The following is a 20,156-nucleotide window of genomic DNA, read 5'->3' as shown; positions in this document are numbered from 1 at the left end:
GTAGAAAATGTCAGTTATTAATTCAATAGATTTGAGCCAGCTCACAGACAATATCAAGACTTGGGGTAAGTCGCTAGGTTTTCAGCAAATTGGTATCAGTGATGTTGATCTAAGCCAGCACGAAAAAGCATTAAAAAACTGGCTTGAGAATGATTATCAAGGCAGCATGAGCTTCCTTGAACGCAATGTAGAAAAACGCTTATCACCCAACGAATTAGTCCCTGGCACTTTGCGTATTATCAGCGTCCGCATGGATTATTTACCACCAGATGCTTCCTTCGCGAGTAATTTAAAGTCATCATCTACAGCCTATATTAGCCGCTATGCTTTAGGTAGAGACTATCACAAAGTCATTCGCAAAAAATTGCAAAAGCTGGCTGAACAAATTCAAGAATATACCCAAGATTTTTCATTTCGTCCTTTTGTAGACTCAGCTCCCGTGCTTGAGCATGCCATTGCGGAAAAAGCCGGCCTTGGGTGGACAGGTAAACACTCACTTACAATTAATAAAGAAGCCGGTTCGTATTTCTTCTTGGGCGAACTATTCATTAATTTACCGTTGCCTGTCGACCAACCTGTTGAAGAGAACTGTGGTAAATGCACGGCTTGTATTTCAATTTGTCCAACGCAAGCAATTGTAGCCCCTTATGTTGTAGATGCGCGCAAATGTATTTCTTATTTGACGATAGAGAATGATGGCGAAATACCCATCATTTATCGCAAAGCGATAGGAAACAGAGTTTATGGTTGTGATGATTGTCAGCTTGTCTGTCCCTGGAATAAATATGCAAAGGTAACCGAAGAGAAAGACTTCTTTGCAAGGCAGCACATGCACAACCGCTCATTGCTTGATTTATTCAAATGGACAGAAAACGAATTCTTAAAGAACACAGAGGGTTCGGCTATTAGACGCATTGGTTATCGTAAATGGAAACGAAATATTGCCGTGGGACTAGGCAACCAAATAGCTAAAACACCGCAAGAAACGCAAGAAATCAAAAGCGCATTGGAAAACGCGCTGGATTTCCCCGATGAGATGGTGCAAGAGCATATTCAATGGGCATTAGCTGAGGTAATGCAATCTGATGTCCAACCCATTAATACAAACGTTGCCCGAAACAAAGAAGAAGACGGCAGCGCAAGCGACGGTAGTCTAGGTAAAAACACCGTAAACCGTAAAACTCAGCGTTTGGCCAGAAGCGTAGAGAAAGGAATGCCTAAGCACAAATGAAAAAGCCGACTTGTTAATGCCAAGTCAGCTTTTGTTGTTTTTGCGCATTATTAATAATAGACAGGAGCTGCCATACTAAAAATTACTTATTTGTGATATTGAGCACTGTATTTGTGAACAGCGTCAACAAATACACCTGCATTTTCAGGTGGCACGTCTAAGTGAATACCATGACCTAGGTTAAATACATGACCTTCACCTTCCCCAAAACCGGCAAGTATATCTTGAACTTCTTGTTCAATACGTTCAGGTGGTGCATATAAAATGGATGGGTCCATATTGCCCTGCAGTGCCACTTTATCACCAACGCGTGCTTTTGCATCCGCAATATCAATAGTCCAATCCAGACCAATAGCATCGCAGCCAGTTGCAGCAATCGACTCTAACCACATACCACCATTTTTAGTAAATAATGTAACCGGTATTTTTTGACCGTCGTATTCGCGAGTTAATCCAGCAACAATTTTTTCCATGTATTGCAAAGAAAAAAGTTTATAGTCGCGAGGACTCAATACACCGCCCCAAGTGTCAAATATCATGACCGATTGCACACCTGCTGCAATTTGCGCATTCAAATATAAAATCACTGACTCGGCGAGCTTATCTAATAATGCGTGCAGCATGGCTGGTTCTGCAAATGCCATCTTTTTAATTTTAGTGAAGGCTTTGCTTGAACCGCCTTCCACCATATAAGTAGCTAATGTCCATGGACTGCCAGAAAAACCAATAAGAGGCACTTCGCCTTTCAAATTCTTGCGAATAGTGCGCACTGCATCCATCACATATTTGAGTTCGAGCTCAGGATCCGGAATAGGTAATTTGTCTACGCCTGCTTTATCAACGATAGGTGACTTAAACTTTGGACCTTCGCCTTCTTCGAAATATAGACCTAAACCCATCGCATCAGGAATAGTCAGAATGTCTGAAAACAAAATTGCGGCATCCAAAGGAAAGCGTCGAAGGGGTTGCAGTGTGACTTCACAGGCTAATTCAGGATTGGTACACAGCGCCATAAAATTTCCGGCTTCAGCGCGTATCGCTTTGTACTCGGGTAAATAACGTCCGGCTTGACGCATCATCCATACTGGGGTCACATCAACAGGTTGTTTTAAAAGAGCGCGTAAATATCTATCGTTTTTTAGTGGGGTCATGCTTTACTCATTGTGAAATTTGAAACTGACTCGTTAGCATATAAATGCTTTTTAATAAGTTACTTATTGTGCAGCGACTTATTCAATTTATCTAGTTCGAGACGACTTTACATTTATTATACCGTCTTTTTTGCCATTATTTTTTGCGTTTCCTCAATTAATCCTCCAGCAATGGAAAATTTTGGTGGCACTACGGGTAAATCATCGATATCAAACCAATCAGCTTGAATGATTTCTTTACCATCAACAACAATGTTCCCACTGTCGTATTCAGCTAAATAACCAACCATAAGAGAATGCGGAAATGGCCAAGGTTGGCTACTAAAGTACTCTACGTTTTTGACTTTTATACCAACTTCTTCAAACACTTCCCTATGCACAGCCTGTTCCAGTGTTTCACCACTTTCTACAAAACCCGCTAAGATAGAAAAGAAACCTGATTCTTTTTGGCGTTCACCTTGTGCTAGTAAAATTTTATTTAGACGACGTATCGCAACTATAATACACGGAGAAACGCGCGGATAACTTCGATGCTGGCACGAGTGACAATGCATTGCCATTTCCCAAAACACGCGATCCATTCGCGAACCACAACGGCCACAAAACCGGTGCGTTCGCAAAAATACAGCATACTGCCAAGCTTGAGCAACGTGCTGGAAGTCCTCTTTTGGCATCATCATAACAACTTCACGCAAACTAATTGAACGCACAGAATCGTGTTCGACTTTTTCCTTTTGCATATCAACAAGGTGATGTTCAACATGCTCATTTGCGTATATGTGAACGGTTTGATCCGCATATTCAGAAAAAATCTCTTGTGCAAGGTCAGACAATAATTCAACCCCCGCGCTTAAATCGGCCTCTGCTGGCACTAATAATCGGTCATTCGAAAAAATAAAATAACGTTTAGTTTTCGTTGTTGCTGTCATGGCTAACCTTACTAAATGCCTGTTCTTTCACAAAGCGGATTGGGTTTGGGAGCGTAACGCTATATTAATATTGATATATATGCAAAGGCAACTGTATCCTGAACAAGTCGGTCGATAGAAATAGTATTAATTGTTGCTATAATTATGTATAAACGTATCTCCTTTGCTGTTGTCGAAGTAAACTCCGGTGTTATACTGCCATTCGAATCAACTGCATTATTTAAATGTTTGTAAACAGGAAAATTACTTTGGTGTTATCCAAACAAAACCAATCTCTTTTGGTAAAAGCAAAGTCCTACTGCAAAGACAAAGGCGCGCGTCTCACGCCTCTTCGCGAACGCGTTTATGAGATCTTAATAAATCAGGATAGCGCTATAGGTGCTTATGATTTATTAGATGAGTTGCGTAAAACCGAAAATAACGCTAAACCACCAACCGTGTATAGAGCGTTAGACTTTTTTCTTGATTTAGGACTCGTGCATAAAGTTGAATCAACAAATGCGTTTATGGCTTGTCATCATTTTGATAGCAGCCATCCTGTGCAGTTTTTGATTTGCGACACTTGCGGCGACGTACAGGAAATTCAGTCGGCTGGCGTAAAGGAAACCCTCGAAGCGCAGGCAGATCAAAATGCGTTTGTGATCCTCCGCCAAACGATAGAAGCCCATGGCGTTTGCCAAAAATGCCAATAACGGTAAACGTTGAGCTAATAAACCCTTTGTTAGCTTCACTATAACCACTGCAGCACGAAGATAATACTCACTTTTGGGTTAACTCTAGGTAGCCATATTACAAAACCTGATTTAGCTAATAAGTCTTGTGTAAAACTCGATTAAAAAATCTAGGTTTAGTTGGAAATTGCTTTTAATCTAGGTGATAATTATAGCAATGCATCAACTATACTAATTTGGAAAAAAGGAATTCAGTCATGAAACGCTCTTTGATTTTCGCAACGGTTGCGCTAGTCGCTACATCTACTAACGCACTTGCCCAAGAGGCCCCGCCCTATGAAAACTGGCTCGGTGGTTTCGCACAATATTACAGTCCAGATTCGGTTAAACCTGAGCCTTTGGGTTATTTAGATGATGGTAAAGGATTAGGGGGAGAATTAGGTTTCCGTTTCGATCCTAAATGGGCTATCCGTTTTGAACTTTCTCGCATTTCCCTTGATATGCAAGGTCCTGACCGGCCCGGGCTTGGTGATGATGGCGTCATGTTGGGTGCTGATGCAATGTACTTCTTAGATAATGATATAGCGTATTTTTTTGGTGGTTTACGCGATCAATCTGTCGCAGATAGCTATCGCATGATTAGCTACGGTGTTGGTAAACATTGGGAAGTTAGTGGCAGCATGCGCGTAATTACAGAAGTTGCGGGATACCGTGATTTGGGTCAGGGATATAATGAATACAGCGCAAAATTGGGTTTAGCTTATATATTTGGTCAAACAAATACTCCTCCAGTGCGCAAAGATACCGATAACGATGGCGTTTATGATGCTGTAGACCGTTGTCCTAACTCGCCAGCTGGAACACAGGTAGATCCAACAGGTTGCAGCGTTGATATGGACAATGACGGCGTATTAAATACTGTTGACCAGTGTCCAAACACACCAGCAGGAACTAAAGTTAATGCAAAAGGTTGTTCCGTTGACTTAGATAAAGACAGCGACGGTGTATTGGATATCGAGGACAAATGCCCTGACACTCCAATGACGGACAAAGTAGATGCTGATGGTTGTAGCGTGTTATTAGAAAAAGAAGTGTCTGTTGCACTTGACGTTTTATTCGCTAACAACAGTAGCCAAATCAAAAACTCTGACGCTGATAACGTTGTTAAGTTTGTTGATTTCATGAAACGCTACGGTAGCACAACTGCTGTTATTGAAGGCCATAGTTCTTCGGTCGGTGCTGCTGAACATAATCAATTTCTTTCGCAAGAGCGAGCGGATTCGCTTAAAGACATGCTGGTTACCAAATACGCTATTGATGCATCTCGTTTAACTACTGTGGGTTATGGTGAAACGCAATTGAAAGATACTGATAACAATGCACAAGCGCATAAAGTGAATCGTCGTATTGAAATTAAAGTTTCTGCCAAAGTATCAACTACAGCGACCCGTTAATTTGATGTAGTACACGTTAAGAAAATAAAAGCATCGGCTTGCAAAAGTCGGTGTTTTTTTTACCCGAGTGGTCCTGTATTTAATGATTAAAACAGTAAGACTTTAGTCATATTGTCGACAAAACACCGCATTTAATTTGACTTTATACCAAATAATAACTATATTGTCGACAATCTATCCACCTAGACAAATTTAATGATCGCCTTTACCGAGCAAGCTATCACCGGAGCAGACAAAACTTTTTTTCAATTAAGGAGTGATATTGTTGAGGGTGAAATTAAGGCGGGTAGTAAACTAAGTGAAATGGAATTGTCGACAAAATATGGCGTAAGTCGCGCAGTTGTCCGTGAAGCAATTAATCGCTTAGAAAGTTGCCACTTGGTAGAACGTAAACCAAATATAGGTGCCCGGGTCGTCGCATTAACACTCGAAGGTCTTATTCAACTTTATCAAGTTAGAGAGTCACTCGAGGGCATGGCTGCAAGATTAGCCGCAAAGAATATGACCGATACCGAAATTGAAGACTTGAAGGTGTTGCTAAACTCTCACTTTCAAGAAGTGAAAGGAAGCCAAACATACTATCAAGAGGCTGGAGATGTCGATTTTCACTATCGTATTATTGTTGGTAGTAAAAATGATCATCTTATTTCGATGTTAGTTAACGGTCTTTACCATCTCATTCGCATGTATCGAGTGCAATTAGGTATGGCTGGCCCGCGGGTTAGCACCGCGTTTGAAGAACATAAGAACATAGTACAAGCCATTAGTAATCGAGATGAAGAACTTGCTGAAATGCTAATGCGTAGGCACATTCTCTATTCAAAGCAAAATATTGAGGCTAGGTTGCGATAAACCGATTTGTGGTTTTTTTAACTTTACTCCCACTGAAAAGCAACGAGGTAAATTATGAGCGCAGGTAAAAAATTTCGGCAGGCACTAACTGACAATAACCCCCTTCAAATCGTTGGTACGATCAACGCTTACTCAGCAATGATGGCGAAAAAAATTGGTCATCAAGCTATTTATCTTTCTGGTGGAGGTGTAGCTAATGCATCCTACGGGCTGCCTGATTTAGGGATGACCTCGCTCAACGATGTCTTGGTTGATGTTAACCGCATTACTTCAGCTTGCGATTTACCATTACTGGTTGATATTGATACTGGCTGGGGAGGTGCTTTTAATATTGCTAAAACCGTTCGCGATATGGAAAAAGCGGGCGCCGCAGCAGTTCACATGGAAGACCAAGTTGCGCAAAAGCGTTGTGGACACCGCCCTAACAAGGCCATTGTGACTGTCGAGGAAATGGTAGACAGAATAAAAGCGGCTGTTGATGCTCGCACTGATCCTGATTTTTTCATTATGGCTCGCACAGATTCCTTCGCTCAAGAAGGTTTAGACGCCGCAATTGGACGAGCAAAAGCTTATGTTGCAGCAGGTGCTGACGGTATTTTTGCTGAAGCGGTAAAAACTGAAGCGCATTATCGCGCATTCGCTGAGGCCTTGGACGTGCCTATTTTGGCAAACATCACTGAATTTGGTCAAACTGAGTTATGGAACAAAGAACAACTTGGAGAATGGGGAGCCGCTATGGTGCTCTACCCTCTCAGTGCTTTTAGAGCAATGAACAAAGCTGCAGAAATGGTATATGAGTCGATTTTGGTGAACGGTGATCAAAAAGCCGTCGTCGACTCAATGCAAACGCGCATGGATTTGTACGATTATCTTGGCTATCACGATTACGAACAAAAGCTAGACGCTTTGTTTGCAGATAATAAGAACCTATAATTTAGACCGACAAAATTTACGGAGAAGACCAATGGCAAAAGTATTAAGTGGCGCTGGATTACGCGGCCAAGTGGCTGGGAAAACAGCTTTATCAACAGTAGGTCAATCAGGCTCTGGCCTAACTTATCGTGGTTATGATGTAAAAGACCTAGCTGCAAAATGCCAATTTGAGGAAGTTGCTTACCTAATCCTTAAGGGTAATTTACCAACACAAAAAGAGCTTAACGCCTATAAAACGAAGCTAAAAGGACTGCGTTCACTGCCGTCTGCTCTCAAAGAAGTATTAGAGCGTATTCCTGCTAATGCACATCCAATGGACGTGTTGCGAACGGGCTGTTCGATGCTAGGTAACCTCGAAATAGAAGCTGATTTTTCTCAACAAGATCAAGTTACGGATCGAATGTTAGCCTGCTTCCCAAGTATTATTTGTTATTGGTATCGCTTTTCGCATGACGGTATTCGTGTTGACGTTGATACTGATGACGATTCAATTGGTGCACATTTCTTACATATGTTACATGGAGAAAAACCAAAAGAACTGCATGAAAAAGTCATGCACGTATCATTAATTCTTTATGCTGAACATGAATTTAATGCATCAACCTTTGCTGCTCGCGTTTGTGCATCTACTCTTTCTGATTTACATTCGTGCGTAACGGGTGCAATAGGTACACTTAGGGGACCATTGCATGGCGGTGCAAATGAAGCGGCAATGGAAATGATTGAAGGCTTTACCTCGGCTGAACACGCAGAAAAAGAAATGATGGGTAAGCTCGAGCGTAAAGAAAAAATAATGGGCTTTGGGCATGCGATTTATTCTGAATCAGACCCCCGGAATGACATTATTAAAGGCTGGTCTGAAAAGCTAGCAGCAGATGTAGGTGATACTGTTTTGTATTCAGCGTCTGTTCGCTGTGAAGAAGTCATGAAGCGTGAGAAAGGCTTATTCTGTAATGCTGATTTTTTTCATGCGTCAGCTTACAATTTCATGAAAATACCGACTAAATTATTTACCCCTATATTTGTTATGTCTCGATTAACAGGTTGGGCTGGCCATGTTATGGAGCAACGCGCTGATAATCGTATTATTCGTCCGTCAGCTGATTACACAGGTGAAGAATTGCGTCCAGTCGTAACGATCGAAAACAGATAGTTATTGCACTTATTCACTGCATTTACTTATTACTACACCTACTAATGATACAAAAGGCGCTTCAAATAGTGCCTTTACGTTAAGAACTTTGTTGCTTTTGATGCATTTTACTCATGCCAGTCGGTGTAAAGGCGGTCATACAAAGCACCATCATTAGCAACTGATAACCTACAGAACTATAGGATTTGTGATGAACTACGATTACAGAAAGCCCTTACCAAATAGTCAGCTAGACTACTTCGATACCAGAGAAGCCGTAAATAACATTAAAGTAGGTGCATATGAAACCTTGCCTTATACCTCACGAGTGTTAGCTGAAAACTTGGTTAGAAAGTGCGACCCGGCAATCTTAACTGACTGCCTAAAGCAAATTATAGAGCGCAAACGTGATTTGGACTTTCCTTGGTTTCCTGCAAGAGTCGTGTGCCATGACATTCTTGGCCAAACGGCGCTGGTAGACTTAGCCGGTTTAAGAGATGCAATTGCTGCAAAAGGCGGCGACCCTGCTAAAGTTAATCCGGTGGTACCCACTCAATTGGTTGTTGACCATTCATTAGCAGTAGAACATAGTGGTTCCGACAAGGACGCATTTGCCAAAAACAGAACGATTGAAGACCGTCGTAATGAAGACCGTTTTCATTTTATCAATTGGACAAAAACAGCATTTAAAAATGTCGATGTTATTCCCCAGGGTAACGGCATTCTGCATCAAATCAATTTAGAACGTATGTCACCGGTAATTCAAGCCAGAGATGGCGTGGCTTTCCCTGACACTCTAGTTGGAACTGACAGCCATACACCAATGGTCGATGCGTTAGGCGTTATCGCTGTTGGCGTTGGTGGCTTGGAAGCTGAGAGCGTTATGCTAGGCCGAGCTTCATACATGCGCTTACCCGATATCATTGGTGTTGAATTAACCGGTAAGCCTCAATCAGGTATTACGGCAACCGATATTGTGCTGGCGCTAACTGAATACTTGCGTGCTCAAAAAGTGGTTTCTTCCTACTTAGAGTTTTATGGTGAAGGCACCAAACACCTCACGCTAGGTGACCGCGCTACCATTTCAAATATGACACCAGAGTATGGCGCAACAGCGGCCATGTTCTATATCGATAGACAGACTATTGACTACCTAACGCTCACTGGCCGTGAAGATGACCAGGTTAAATTAGTTGAACATTATGCTAAACACACCGGCTTGTGGGCAGACGCTTTAGTCACTGCTGAATACGAGCGAGTATTGGGCTTCGATTTGTCATCTGTTGGCCGTAATATTGCAGGTCCTTCAAACCCACATAGTCGTGTGGCTACTGCTGATCTAGCTGCAAAAGGTATTAGCGGCGTGGTTGAAAATGAAGAAGGTAAAATGCCAGATGGCGCTGTGATTATCGCCGCTATTACCAGTTGCACAAACACTAGTAACCCGCGCAATATGATTGCGGCGGGTCTCATTGCCCGCAACGCCAACAAGTTAGGATTGCTGAGAAAACCCTGGGTGAAAAGTTCATTAGCGCCAGGCTCAAAAGCAGTGCAACTGTATTTAGAAGAAGCGAGACTGTTACCTGAACTAGAAAACTTAGGCTTTGGTATTGTCGGCTTTGCTTGTACCTCATGTAATGGAATGAGTGGCGCCCTTGACCCTAAAATTGAAGAAGAAATTAAGCAGCGTAATTTATATGCTACCGCTGTGTTATCCGGCAATCGTAATTTTGATGGGCGTATTCACCCACATGCTGACCAAGCGTTTTTAGCCAGTCCACCCCTTGTTGTTGCTTACGCTATTGCCGGCACTATTCGCTTCGACATCGAAAAAGATGTATTAGGCAAAGATGCGCAAGGCAATGATATTCGCTTGATGGATATTTGGCCAACCGACGAAGAGATTGATGCTGTAGTAAAATCTAGCGTTAAACCGGAGCAATTCCGTAAAATTTATAATCCAATGTTCGACTTAAGTGTCGATTATGGTGAAGACAACGACCCGCTATATGCATGGCGTCCACAAAGTACTTACATTCGCCGCCCTCCATATTGGGAAGGTGCATTGGCAGGTTTGCGTAGCATGCAAGGAATGCGTGCATTAGCCGTACTAGGTGACAATATAACCACTGACCACTTATCACCATCCAACGCCATCCAAATGGACAGTGCTGCGGGAGAGTATCTACATAAGATGGGCCTACCAGAAGTCGACTTTAACTCATACGCAACGCATCGCGGTGATCATTTAACAGCGCAACGTGCCACTTTTGCCAACTCAAGATTAAAAAATGAAATGGCAATCGTTGATGGTAAAGTGCAGGAAGGTTCGTTCGCTAGGATTGAACCCGAAGGCACAGTTACTCGAATGTGGGAAGCAATTGAAACTTACATGCAGCGCAAACAGCCTCTTATTATAGTAGCCGGTGCTGATTATGGTCAGGGTTCTTCACGCGACTGGGCTGCTAAAGGCGTTCGCTTAGCGGGTGTTGAAGTAATTGCAGCGGAAGGTTTTGAGCGCATTCATAGAACTAATTTGATTGGTATGGGTGTACTACCGCTGGAATTTGAAGTTGGTACAACACGCAAAACTTTATCTATCGATGGTACTGAAAGCTATGACGTTGAGGGTAAACCAACACCTGGAGCTTTACTTACACTGGTAATAAACCGTAAAAATGGTAAATCAATAAAGGTTCCTATGAAATGCCGTCTCGATACTGCTGAAGAAGTCTCTATTTATGAAGCTGGCGGAGTTTTGCAGCGCTTTGCTCAAGACTTTATCGAAGCTACCGTATAATTTGGAGCTACACTATGAACTTTACACCACAGATAAGAGTGCCTGCGACCTATATGCGTGGGGGCACCAGTAAGGGCATATTTTTCAAAATAGATGATTTGCCAGAAAAAGCCCAAGTCCCAGGTGAATTTCGCAACCAATTATTACTGCGCGTAATAGGCAGTCCAGATCCCTATGGGAAACACACCGACGGTATGGGCGGAGCGACATCAAGCACTAGTAAAACGGTATTACTGAGTAAAAGCGAAAAAGCCGATCACGATGTTAATTATCTTTTCGGCCAAGTCGCAATCGACAAACCGTTTGTCGATTGGAGTGGAAATTGCGGAAACCTAACTGCTGCTGTCGGCTCGTTTGCGATTAGTAATGGTCTGGTAGACGCAACTCGCATTCCAGAAAATGGCATTGCAGTGGTCAGAATTTGGCAAGCCAACATCAATAAAACTATTATTGCAAATGTACCAATAACAAATGGAGAAGTTCAAGAAACCGGTGATTTTGAATTAGATGGGGTCACCTTTCCTGCTGCAGAAGTAACAATAGAGTTTGTCGATCCTGCTGATGGCGAAGGTAATATGTTTCCATCAGGTAACTTAGTTGATCAATTAAATGTGCCAGGCATAGGCTCATTTAAAGTCACAATGATCAACGCAGGTATTCCGACTTTATTTTTGAATGCAGATGAACTTGGTTATACCGGCGCTGAATTGCAAGATGCGATTAATAATGATGGTAAAGCATTGGCTAAATTTGAAACTATCCGAGCTTATGGTGCGGTTAAAATGGGACTGATATCAAATATCGAGGACGCTATTGCTAGACAACACACGCCTAAAATTGCCTTTGTGTCAGCACCACAAAACTATGTTTCATCAAGCGGAAAACAAATTACTTGTGACGACATTGATTTAAACGTTCGCGCCTTGTCTATGGGTCAATTACACCACGCTATGATGGGTACAGCTGCAGTTGCTATTGGCACGGCGGCGGCTATCCCGGGTACACTAGTGAACTTAGCTGCAGGCGGCGTTAAGCGCGACTCGGTTACATTCGGGCACCCGTCAGGTATTTTGAAAGTAGGTGCTAAAGCGCAAATTAAACAAGGTCAATGGGAAGTTGATCGAGTTATTATGAGTCGCAGCGCGAGAATTCTCATGGAAGGAAATATTCGAGTCTCGCTCCCAGAGTGACTTGATTTCGTCCATCTGCATCCCGATATTTTAGAATATGTAAAAGACTATTCAATAAGCCATGCGTATTAAATGCATGGTTTTTATTTTATTCATATCTTTGTGGTGATATTGAGTTCTAATAAGCATATATTTTGTTGCTATTTCATGACATCTTGTATTGACGAGACGTCGATGCAGGCGCAAACACCTTTAACACGATAAGGAAGCAATATGGCAGATCCAATTTATACGCCCCCAAAAGTTTGGACTTGGGATTCAGAAAGTGGAGGCCAATTTGCCAATATAAATAGGCCTGTTGCGGGCTCAACTTCTGACAAAGATTTACCTGTTGGAAAGCATCCGCTGCAACTGTATTCATTAGCAACACCTAATGGTGTCAAAGTGACCATGATGCTAGAAGAGTTATTAGTGAAAGGTTTTAAAGAAGCAGAGTACGATGCTTATTTAGTCAACATTATGGAGGGTGAGCAATTTACCAGCGGCTTCGTCGGTGCTAACCCGAACTCTAAAATACCAGCACTAGTCGATCACAGTACAGCAACACCCACGCGCATATTTGAATCAGGCTCAATACTGTTATATTTGGCGGATAAATTCGATACATTTTTATCAAAAGAGCCGGTTAAACGAGCTGAAACAATGTCATGGCTTTTTTGGCAGATAGCCAGCACACCCATGCTTGGAGGCGGTTTTGGTCACTTCTATGCATATGCTCCCGAAAAGTACGAGTACCCTATTAACCGATATGCAATGGAAGTAAAGCGTCAAATGGACGTGTTAGACCGCCAGTTAGCTGAAAACGAGTTTATAAGTGGTAGCGAATACACTATTGCTGATATGGCGATCTGGCCTTGGTATGGTGGTTTAGCACTCGGTAAATTGTATGAAGCGGGTGAGTTTTTGCAAGTTGAAGAGTATAAACACTTGCAACGCTGGACCAAGGCTATTGATGCGCGTCCTCAGGTTAAGCGCGCCAAAATGGTCAATCGCACTTGGGGTGAGCCTGCAGGCCAACTGCATGAACGCCATGATTCAACCGACTTCAAAACAAAGACTCAAGATAAGTTAGCTTAATCATCTATAATCAAATATATTTAATTTAGCTATCCTCCATTAATCAGGCCTATCATACAGCCTGCATTAATGGGCTCATATTTGCGCGAAAAGGGCTTTTTTTAGCGGTTGCTGAAGGAGCTCTGTTATTTGTTCAGCGGGCAACGGTTTACTAAAATAAAACCCCTGAATAATGTCACAATGAAAACGATTTAAAGCTTTAAGCTGCCCATGTGTTTCTACCCCTTCAGCAATAACCGTCAGTTTCAGTGTATTTGCAAGCGTAATAATTGCCTCAACAATTGCAGCGTCTTCTGGGTCTGTATCAATAGTGATAATGAATGAGCGATCAATTTTAAGAGTATTTATCGGAAATCTTTTTAGATAACTAAGTGATGAATAGCCCGTGCCAAAGTCGTCAAGAGCGATAGCTACGCCCAAATCACGAATCTGATTTAAGCGTGTGATATTTTGGTCGATATCATTCATTATTGCACTTTCAGTCAATTCAACTTCTAATAATGATGCAGGCAATCCACTGTCTTCAAGCGCCCGTTTTATCATATTCAGCAACGATGCACGCTTAAACTGAATGCTAGAGAGATTTACCGACACTCTAAAGTTTTGCATACCCGCGTCCATCCACTCTTTAGCTTGAACGCAGGCTTTGCGCATTACCCACTCACCTAAGTCGTTGATAATGCCAGAATCCTCAGCAACAGGAATAAATTCACTGGGCGTTACGTTGCCTAGCTCAGGACTTTCCCAACGCAACAATGCCTCTACGCTAATTATTTTCTTGTTCTTTAGACAAACCTGAGGCTGATAATGTAATGAAAATTCATCATTGTTTAAAGCATTGCGCAGACACCCTTCTATTTGCAAAAACTTCATCGCGTTTTCATTCAACGATTCCGAATAGAAACGATAACCATTTCGGCCCATAGTCTTTGCGTAGTACATTGCAACATCTGCATGCTTTTTCAGCTCTGTCAAATTAGCACCATCTCTGGGGTACACGGCAATGCCAATACTCGGTGTTAATGCAACTTCGTAATCATCAATTGAAACTAATTCAGAAATACAGTCTACCAATGATTGAGCAACTACCTTTACGTCACCATCGTTCAAGGTATTGTTTAGCAGGATCATAAATTCGTCACCGCCCAATCGACATACCTCAATTTCAGTAGTATTTTGCAGAGTTTCTGGGATGCAGGTTTCATCTTTCAAACAATGAAGAATTTTTTCACTGATTTTTTTAAGTAACTTATCACCAAACTCATGGCCTAGGGTGTCGTTAATGCGCTTAAAGTTATCTAAGTCGATGTACATAATACATAGATTCTGTTGTTCTTTGACAGCACACAGAATTGCATTTTCCAGGCTTTCATCAAGGCTTTGTCTGTTTGGTAGTCCTGTTAATGAATCAAAATAAGCCAGACGACGCATCTTTTCTTCGCTTTGTTTTAGACTATTAAAAGTTTCGCTGCCTTTAAGCATATAACGCACTCGGTGAGCAACCATAGGCCATCTAATTGGCTTAGGTAGAAAATCTGTAGCGCCATGCTTATAAGCACTCTCAATAGACAATATATCGTCGGCTCCAGTCACCATTAAGATTGGTGTATCTTTGCCTTTAGGATGTTTCCTTATTTCAGCACAAACCTCAAATCCACTCAGCATTGGCATATGCACATCAAGCAGTACAATACTGGGGAAATGCTTTAGATATAGTTTCAACGCGTCCAGGCCATTGGCTGCCGTCAGTACGTTAAGATTATCACTGCTTAACGTTTCTTCCATCAGCAACAAGTAGGTTGGGTCATCATCACAAACCAATACAGTCGCATCAGTGCAACTATTAAGCGAGGGTTCAGTCATACATCTTCTCAATTAATATTTTTAAGCTTTCAAGTGACTTATCGAAAACATCTTGAAGTTCATCTAATTTTTCGGCGTCATCTATCGGTTGATTTTTTTTGGCAGCCGTTTCAATAGCTAATAATAGCTTCGTAAATGCGATGGTACCGAGGTTGCCAGAAAGTGATTTCATTGCGTGAGCTAATTCCATTGCGGTGGCTCTATCGCCGCTCCTGCAGGCCTCGAGTAATGCAGGCATTTGTTCAGTCATGACCGCATTAAACGAATCGGCAACACGTAAATAGAGTTTTTTGCCCGTTCGAATTTCAATTTCACGAATGCTTTCGACCGCGTCGGCATCAATCCAATGATCAACTTCTATACTTAAATTAGGCTTAGAACTTGACAGTGCATCCAGCGGACTAATCTTTATTTGTTTTTCAGGAATATGTTCAGCAATCATACTGAATAATTGAGAGGCCGTAAAAGGCTTCAACATAAAGTCATTCATACCTATTTCTAGGCAAAGTCCTTTTTCTTCGTCGAATACACCAGCGGTCAACGCAATAATAGGTGTTGGAATGGACCGTGCGGTGGATTTTTCGTTTTCACGGATAATACATGTTGCCGTTAGCCCGTCCATTACCGGCATATGCAAATCCATAAAGATAAGGTCATATTGGCTTTTCTGGGTCAAATCGACTGCTACCTGACCATTGCCAGCGATATCAACTTCACATCCGAACATTTCTAGCATAGTGACAGCAACATCTTGATTAGCGACAACATCCTCAACTAAGAGTATTTTTGCACTAAAACGAGAATTATTTTCAGTTAACTGACTTAACTCAGCTGATGTCTCTGTCATGTCATTTTCAAGGTTACTTGCATATAGGATCTCTGCACGCACAGTATCTAGACGAATTGGTTTTTCAATACGGCGTAATCCAAACTCATTAACGGACTCGGCTTTTTCAGTAGTCCGTAAAAGCACGCAGTAGTCTGTACTTTCGAGCGTTGTTGAAATAAAGGCACGATTTAACAAAAAATCGGGATGGTCAATGAATATGAGCGCATTGTCTGCTGGAGCAACGTCATCTCGCAGAGCCTCAATTGTGGTTTGCAAAGCTTGTACTTGTAGGCGCTCGAAGGTATTTTGCATCATTTTTGCAGCTATATCATTAGTGCAAATTAATAGAATAGGCCGCATGCTTAAATCTTCCACTTTAGAAACACCAACATACTTCTTCTTTGGTAACGTTACTGGAAGGCGAACAGTAAAAGTAGTCCCCTCGCCCAAAGTTGAGTCAACATCAATTTTTGCCAGCATTTGATCAATTATTTTACGCGTAATTGATAACCCTAAACCAGTACCGCCGAAATTTCTGGTTGTGGTTGAATCAGCTTGCTGAAATTCATTGAAAATCTTATCGAAATGCTCTTTTTCTATACCAATGCCGGTATCGGTAACAGAAATTACAATCTCTTTGTTCACGAAATGAACTTCTAAATTAATACCTCCCTTAGACGTAAACTTAATTGCATTATTCAGTAAATTAGACACAACTTGGCGTAATCTATGGACATCACCTAGAATATATCTCGGGCAATCTTTGGAAATACTATACCCTAGTTCTAACTGCTTCTCTGACGCTCTCACGGAAAACAAAAATAGCAATTCTTCTATTAATGCATGAAAATCAAACTCATGGTTTTCAAGTTCAATTTTATCCGCCTCTATTTTTGACAAATCGAGAATATCGTTAATGAGTTGCAAAAGACTCTCACCAGCTCGACTAACTGCATTCGCGTAACGCTTTTGATTTTCATTTAGCTGGGATGATAAAAGTAATTCACTCATACCAATAATGCTATTCATTGGCGTCCTAATTTCGTGGCTAACAATCGCCAAGAAGTTTGATTTAGCTTGAGCGGCTTTAATTGCAAGATCTTTAGCCTTACTTGTTTCTTCTACAGCAATGGCAAGTTGATTATTTGCTTGTTTAAGTTCGGTAGTTCTTAAACTGACTTCTTTTTCAAGTTGAAGGCTGTATGCAATTTGCTTTAACTTTTTTCGCTGTGCCATGGTAAATAGGCGGTATGCAATAAACACGAATATCCAAAAGTAGATTAAATAAGCATAACTTGAGCGATATACTGGCGGGTTAACGACAACATGAATTTTTAAAGTATCGTCAGACCAAATACCATCGTTGTTGCTTCCTCTCACTTCAACAACATATTGTCCATCTGATAAAGTGGAAAAATTCACCTGATTAGAATTAACTAAGTCGATCCAGTCGCTGTCAAAACCACCCAGGCGATACTGATAGAGATTATACTCGGGACGCGTGTAATCAAGGGCAGCAAAGCTAAAGCCAAAGTCAGCTTCGTCATAATCGAGCTCTATATTACCTTCACTATTAAAAGCGCGATGAATGGGAATTGAGTCGTTTAATCGACGATACTCAGTTAATACAATTGGTGGTTTATACAAATTGACGGGGACATTATTCGAAATGAAAGTATTAAAGCCATTCGAACCACCAAAAAACATTCGCCCGTCTTGACCTTTGAAAAATGCACTACTATTAAAATCTATACCTTGTAGCCCATGATTAGTATCGAAATTACTAACTTTATTATTTTCCGGTGATATAAAGCTAATTCCTTTTGACGAGCTAACCCATATATAACCGAGTTCATCAGAAAGCAATCCATACGTAAAGTTAGTCGCTAAGCCTTCATTTTCCCCAGTATATTCAAAATTGAATTGTTTGTTTTTCAGGTCTGTTGTTGAAATCCTGCCGACACCTTTATCACTGGTGCTAAACCAAAGATATTTATCAGTTAACAAAACGCTGTAGATATCTTTACTTTTTAAAGGAATATTTGTAAACTCTTTGGTAGTTAGATCAAAATGGTCTAATCCTCCACCATTAGTGGCGACCCAAATAGTACTATTTTCTCCCACTACCATATGAGTGATTCTATCATTCGACAGACTTTGTCTGTTGTTATCGTCATGCTTAAATCGTTGTATATTACCAGAACTGGTAAGGATATTAATACCACCTCCATAAGTACCGACAGCGATATTTCCATTACCAATTTCCATTATTTTACTTATTTTATTAGAGCTTAGCGTCGAGTCATCAGTTGGATCATGCTCGTAATGAATAAATTTATCACTGCCGTTCTTTCGAAAGTGCAGACCGTTAAAAACCGTTCCTACCCATAAGTTTTGTTTAGAGTCTATTAATAGACTTGTTATGCGATCATCTTGCAAAGCACCTTCTATACCGGGCTGAGCCTTTATATAAGATATGGTTGACTTATCAACATCAATGACATTAATACCATCCCCCATAGTGCCTACGTACAAATCGCCATTTTTAGCCTCCGCAAACGAATAGATAGCATCGCTCGACAAGTCTTTTCCTGTTAGCGTTTTGCTATTTACAAGCTGGAAGCTGTTAACTGATCGGTTCCATTTACTGATACCATAAAACGTACCAACCCAAAGAACACCTCCTTGATCTTGTAACAAGCTCAATACTTGACCTTCTGCTAAACTGGAATCATTTGAATCACTATGAATGTATTGAATAAATGATTCTGTATTTTCATCCCATTCACAAAGACCGCTGTCAGTGGCAACATAAATATAACCACCATTATCTTGAAAGAGATCATTGATTGAGTTTGAGCAAATACCAGATAGATCGTCGATACTCGATTCAAAATGTCTTTGGACTCCATTAATAAGATCAAATAAAATTAGGCCTGAATTCCTTGAACCAAGCCACACTCGATTTTCTTCATCTATAAGAATCGAGCGGATATTGTCAGTCGGTAATTTAATATCTGATTCGAGGTCAAAAGCTATAAACTTATCTGTACCAGATGCCCTATAAAGTAAACCTGCATCTCTAGTTGCCACAAAAACATTGTTTTGATCATCAACAGCGATATCCCATATATGGTTTGACTGCAGCCCGCTCTTCTTATTGATTTGCTCAACGAATTTTTTTTTCGTTATATCAAAAACGGCGATGCCACCATCTAGGGTGCCAAACCAAACTTCGTTTTTTTCGACTTGCGATATTACTGTAAATTTCAGACCTTGAGCAAGCGGATGCTCTTTTGGATCAGTGAAATTTTGAAACCAATCTCTTTCGGGTATATAGAGGCTGATAGCATTTTTGCCCGCAACCCACAAATTGCCTTCGCTATCGGAAAAAATATCAACAATCCAACCACTGGGGAGACTATTTTCATCTTGTGGTTCATGCTTGTACTTAGTTACTTTTTGACCATCGTATTTGTTTAACCCATCTTGCGTGGCTATCCAAATAAATCCATCATTATCTTGTTCGATATCATTAATCACGGGTCCCGAGAGTTCGTGGCGTTCATTCAATGTAGAAAAGGAGATATCGCGACTTAGTTTTTCATAAAACAATTTAGCTTCAATAGTTTGCGCCATCATTAATCCGCAAAAGAATAACGATATTGAAAACAAAAACTTTGGACTAAGTATCTTATTAATTATTAAGGCGAACATACTTACTACTGGTAAATTTCTTATAAACTAACCGTAGTCTAAAACATTTATCAATTCAAAACCAAAATAACTTTATCGAAAGGTATAAAAAAGGCCTACAAATAACTATCAGGCCTTTTTATAATTAACTAAATGATTTAAATTATTGTTATTCTTTAGATAATTCTAACTTAATAATATTGCTTGGTTCAGTAGAAGCGTTCGCAATATTTTTGACCGCCCACTTTTTGATCAATTTCATCTGAGGACTAATTCCACTTACTCCGGAATCATTTGCTGCACTCTGCGCGTGGTTGACCTCCGTTACTGAATGCCAGATGACACCAT

13 protein-coding genes are annotated in these 20,156 nt (G+C 41.0%); 9 read left to right on the top strand and 4 right to left on the bottom strand.

Annotated features, from left to right (window positions below; translation table 11 throughout):
* The first annotated feature begins 7 nt into the window (after positions 1-7).
* On the top strand, positions 8-1,231 hold the full coding sequence (gene queG / locus CXF81_RS04310; protein ID WP_101180147.1) for a tRNA epoxyqueuosine(34) reductase QueG: 1,224 nt from the start codon (positions 8-10) through the stop codon (positions 1,229-1,231).
* An 86-nt stretch (positions 1,232-1,317) separates the two neighbouring features.
* Here the strand turns inward: queG and hemE are convergent, their stop codons facing one another.
* Both hemE and nudC read right to left on the bottom strand, forming a co-directional pair.
* Positions 1,318-2,382, bottom strand: coding sequence for a uroporphyrinogen decarboxylase (gene hemE, locus CXF81_RS04305; RefSeq protein WP_101180146.1), 1,065 nt, complete (start codon positions 2,380-2,382; stop codon positions 1,318-1,320).
* A 116-nt stretch (positions 2,383-2,498) separates the two neighbouring features.
* On the bottom strand, positions 2,499-3,311 hold the full coding sequence (gene nudC / locus CXF81_RS04300; protein WP_101180145.1) for an NAD(+) diphosphatase: 813 nt from the start codon (positions 3,309-3,311) through the stop codon (positions 2,499-2,501).
* Positions 3,312-3,535: 224 nt separating this feature from the next.
* Here nudC and CXF81_RS04295 point away from each other — a divergent pair, with 224 nt between their 5' ends.
* The 8 genes from CXF81_RS04295 (at position 3,536) to yghU (ending at position 13,420) form a co-directional block, all read left to right on the top strand.
* Positions 3,536-4,003, top strand: coding sequence for a transcriptional repressor (locus tag CXF81_RS04295; protein WP_101180144.1), 468 nt, complete (start codon positions 3,536-3,538; stop codon positions 4,001-4,003).
* Positions 4,004-4,239: 236 nt separating this feature from the next.
* Positions 4,240-5,436, top strand: a complete 1,197-nt coding sequence (locus CXF81_RS04290) for an OmpA family protein (RefSeq protein WP_101180143.1) — start codon at positions 4,240-4,242, stop codon at positions 5,434-5,436.
* Positions 5,437-5,631: 195 nt separating this feature from the next.
* Positions 5,632-6,288: a GntR family transcriptional regulator gene (locus CXF81_RS04285; RefSeq protein ID WP_101180142.1), complete on the top strand. Its 657-nt coding sequence runs from the start codon at positions 5,632-5,634 to the stop codon at positions 6,286-6,288.
* A gap of 54 nt (positions 6,289-6,342) precedes the next feature.
* A complete protein-coding gene (gene prpB / locus CXF81_RS04280; RefSeq protein WP_101180141.1) occupies positions 6,343-7,221 on the top strand; it encodes a methylisocitrate lyase in 879 nt (292 codons plus the stop codon).
* Between the two features lie 31 nt (positions 7,222-7,252).
* A complete protein-coding gene (prpC, locus tag CXF81_RS04275) occupies positions 7,253-8,374 on the top strand; it encodes a 2-methylcitrate synthase (RefSeq protein ID WP_101180140.1) in 1,122 nt (373 codons plus the stop codon).
* Positions 8,375-8,564: 190 nt separating this feature from the next.
* Entirely contained in the window at positions 8,565-11,153 is a 2,589-nt protein-coding gene (gene acnD, locus CXF81_RS04270) for a Fe/S-dependent 2-methylisocitrate dehydratase AcnD (RefSeq protein WP_101180139.1), read from the top strand.
* 14 nt (positions 11,154-11,167) lie between these two features.
* A complete protein-coding gene (gene prpF / locus CXF81_RS04265; RefSeq protein WP_101180138.1) occupies positions 11,168-12,343 on the top strand; it encodes a 2-methylaconitate cis-trans isomerase PrpF in 1,176 nt (391 codons plus the stop codon).
* Positions 12,344-12,556: 213 nt separating this feature from the next.
* Positions 12,557-13,420, top strand: a complete 864-nt coding sequence (gene yghU, locus CXF81_RS04260; RefSeq protein WP_101180137.1) for a glutathione-dependent disulfide-bond oxidoreductase — start codon at positions 12,557-12,559, stop codon at positions 13,418-13,420.
* A gap of 75 nt (positions 13,421-13,495) precedes the next feature.
* On the opposite strand, the gene CXF81_RS04255 is transcribed toward yghU, so the two are convergent.
* Together CXF81_RS04255 and CXF81_RS04250 are read right to left on the bottom strand one after the other, a co-directional pair.
* Positions 13,496-15,283 (bottom strand): EAL domain-containing protein, encoded by a 1,788-nt coding sequence (locus tag CXF81_RS04255; RefSeq protein ID WP_101180136.1) that lies wholly within the window; start codon positions 15,281-15,283, stop codon positions 13,496-13,498.
* On the bottom strand, positions 15,276-19,754 hold the full coding sequence (locus tag CXF81_RS04250) for a hybrid sensor histidine kinase/response regulator (RefSeq protein ID WP_101180135.1): 4,479 nt from the start codon (positions 19,752-19,754) through the stop codon (positions 15,276-15,278). Before CXF81_RS04250 ends, CXF81_RS04255 begins: the two co-directional genes overlap by 8 nt.
* Positions 19,755-20,156 lie beyond the last annotated feature (402 nt).

Source organism: Glaciecola sp. 33A (genome assembly GCF_002836745.1).
Classification (GTDB): Bacteria; Pseudomonadota; Gammaproteobacteria; order Enterobacterales; family Alteromonadaceae; genus Glaciecola.
Note: the sequence above shows the minus strand (reverse complement) of the source record. Positions and strands in the feature narration are given on the sequence as shown.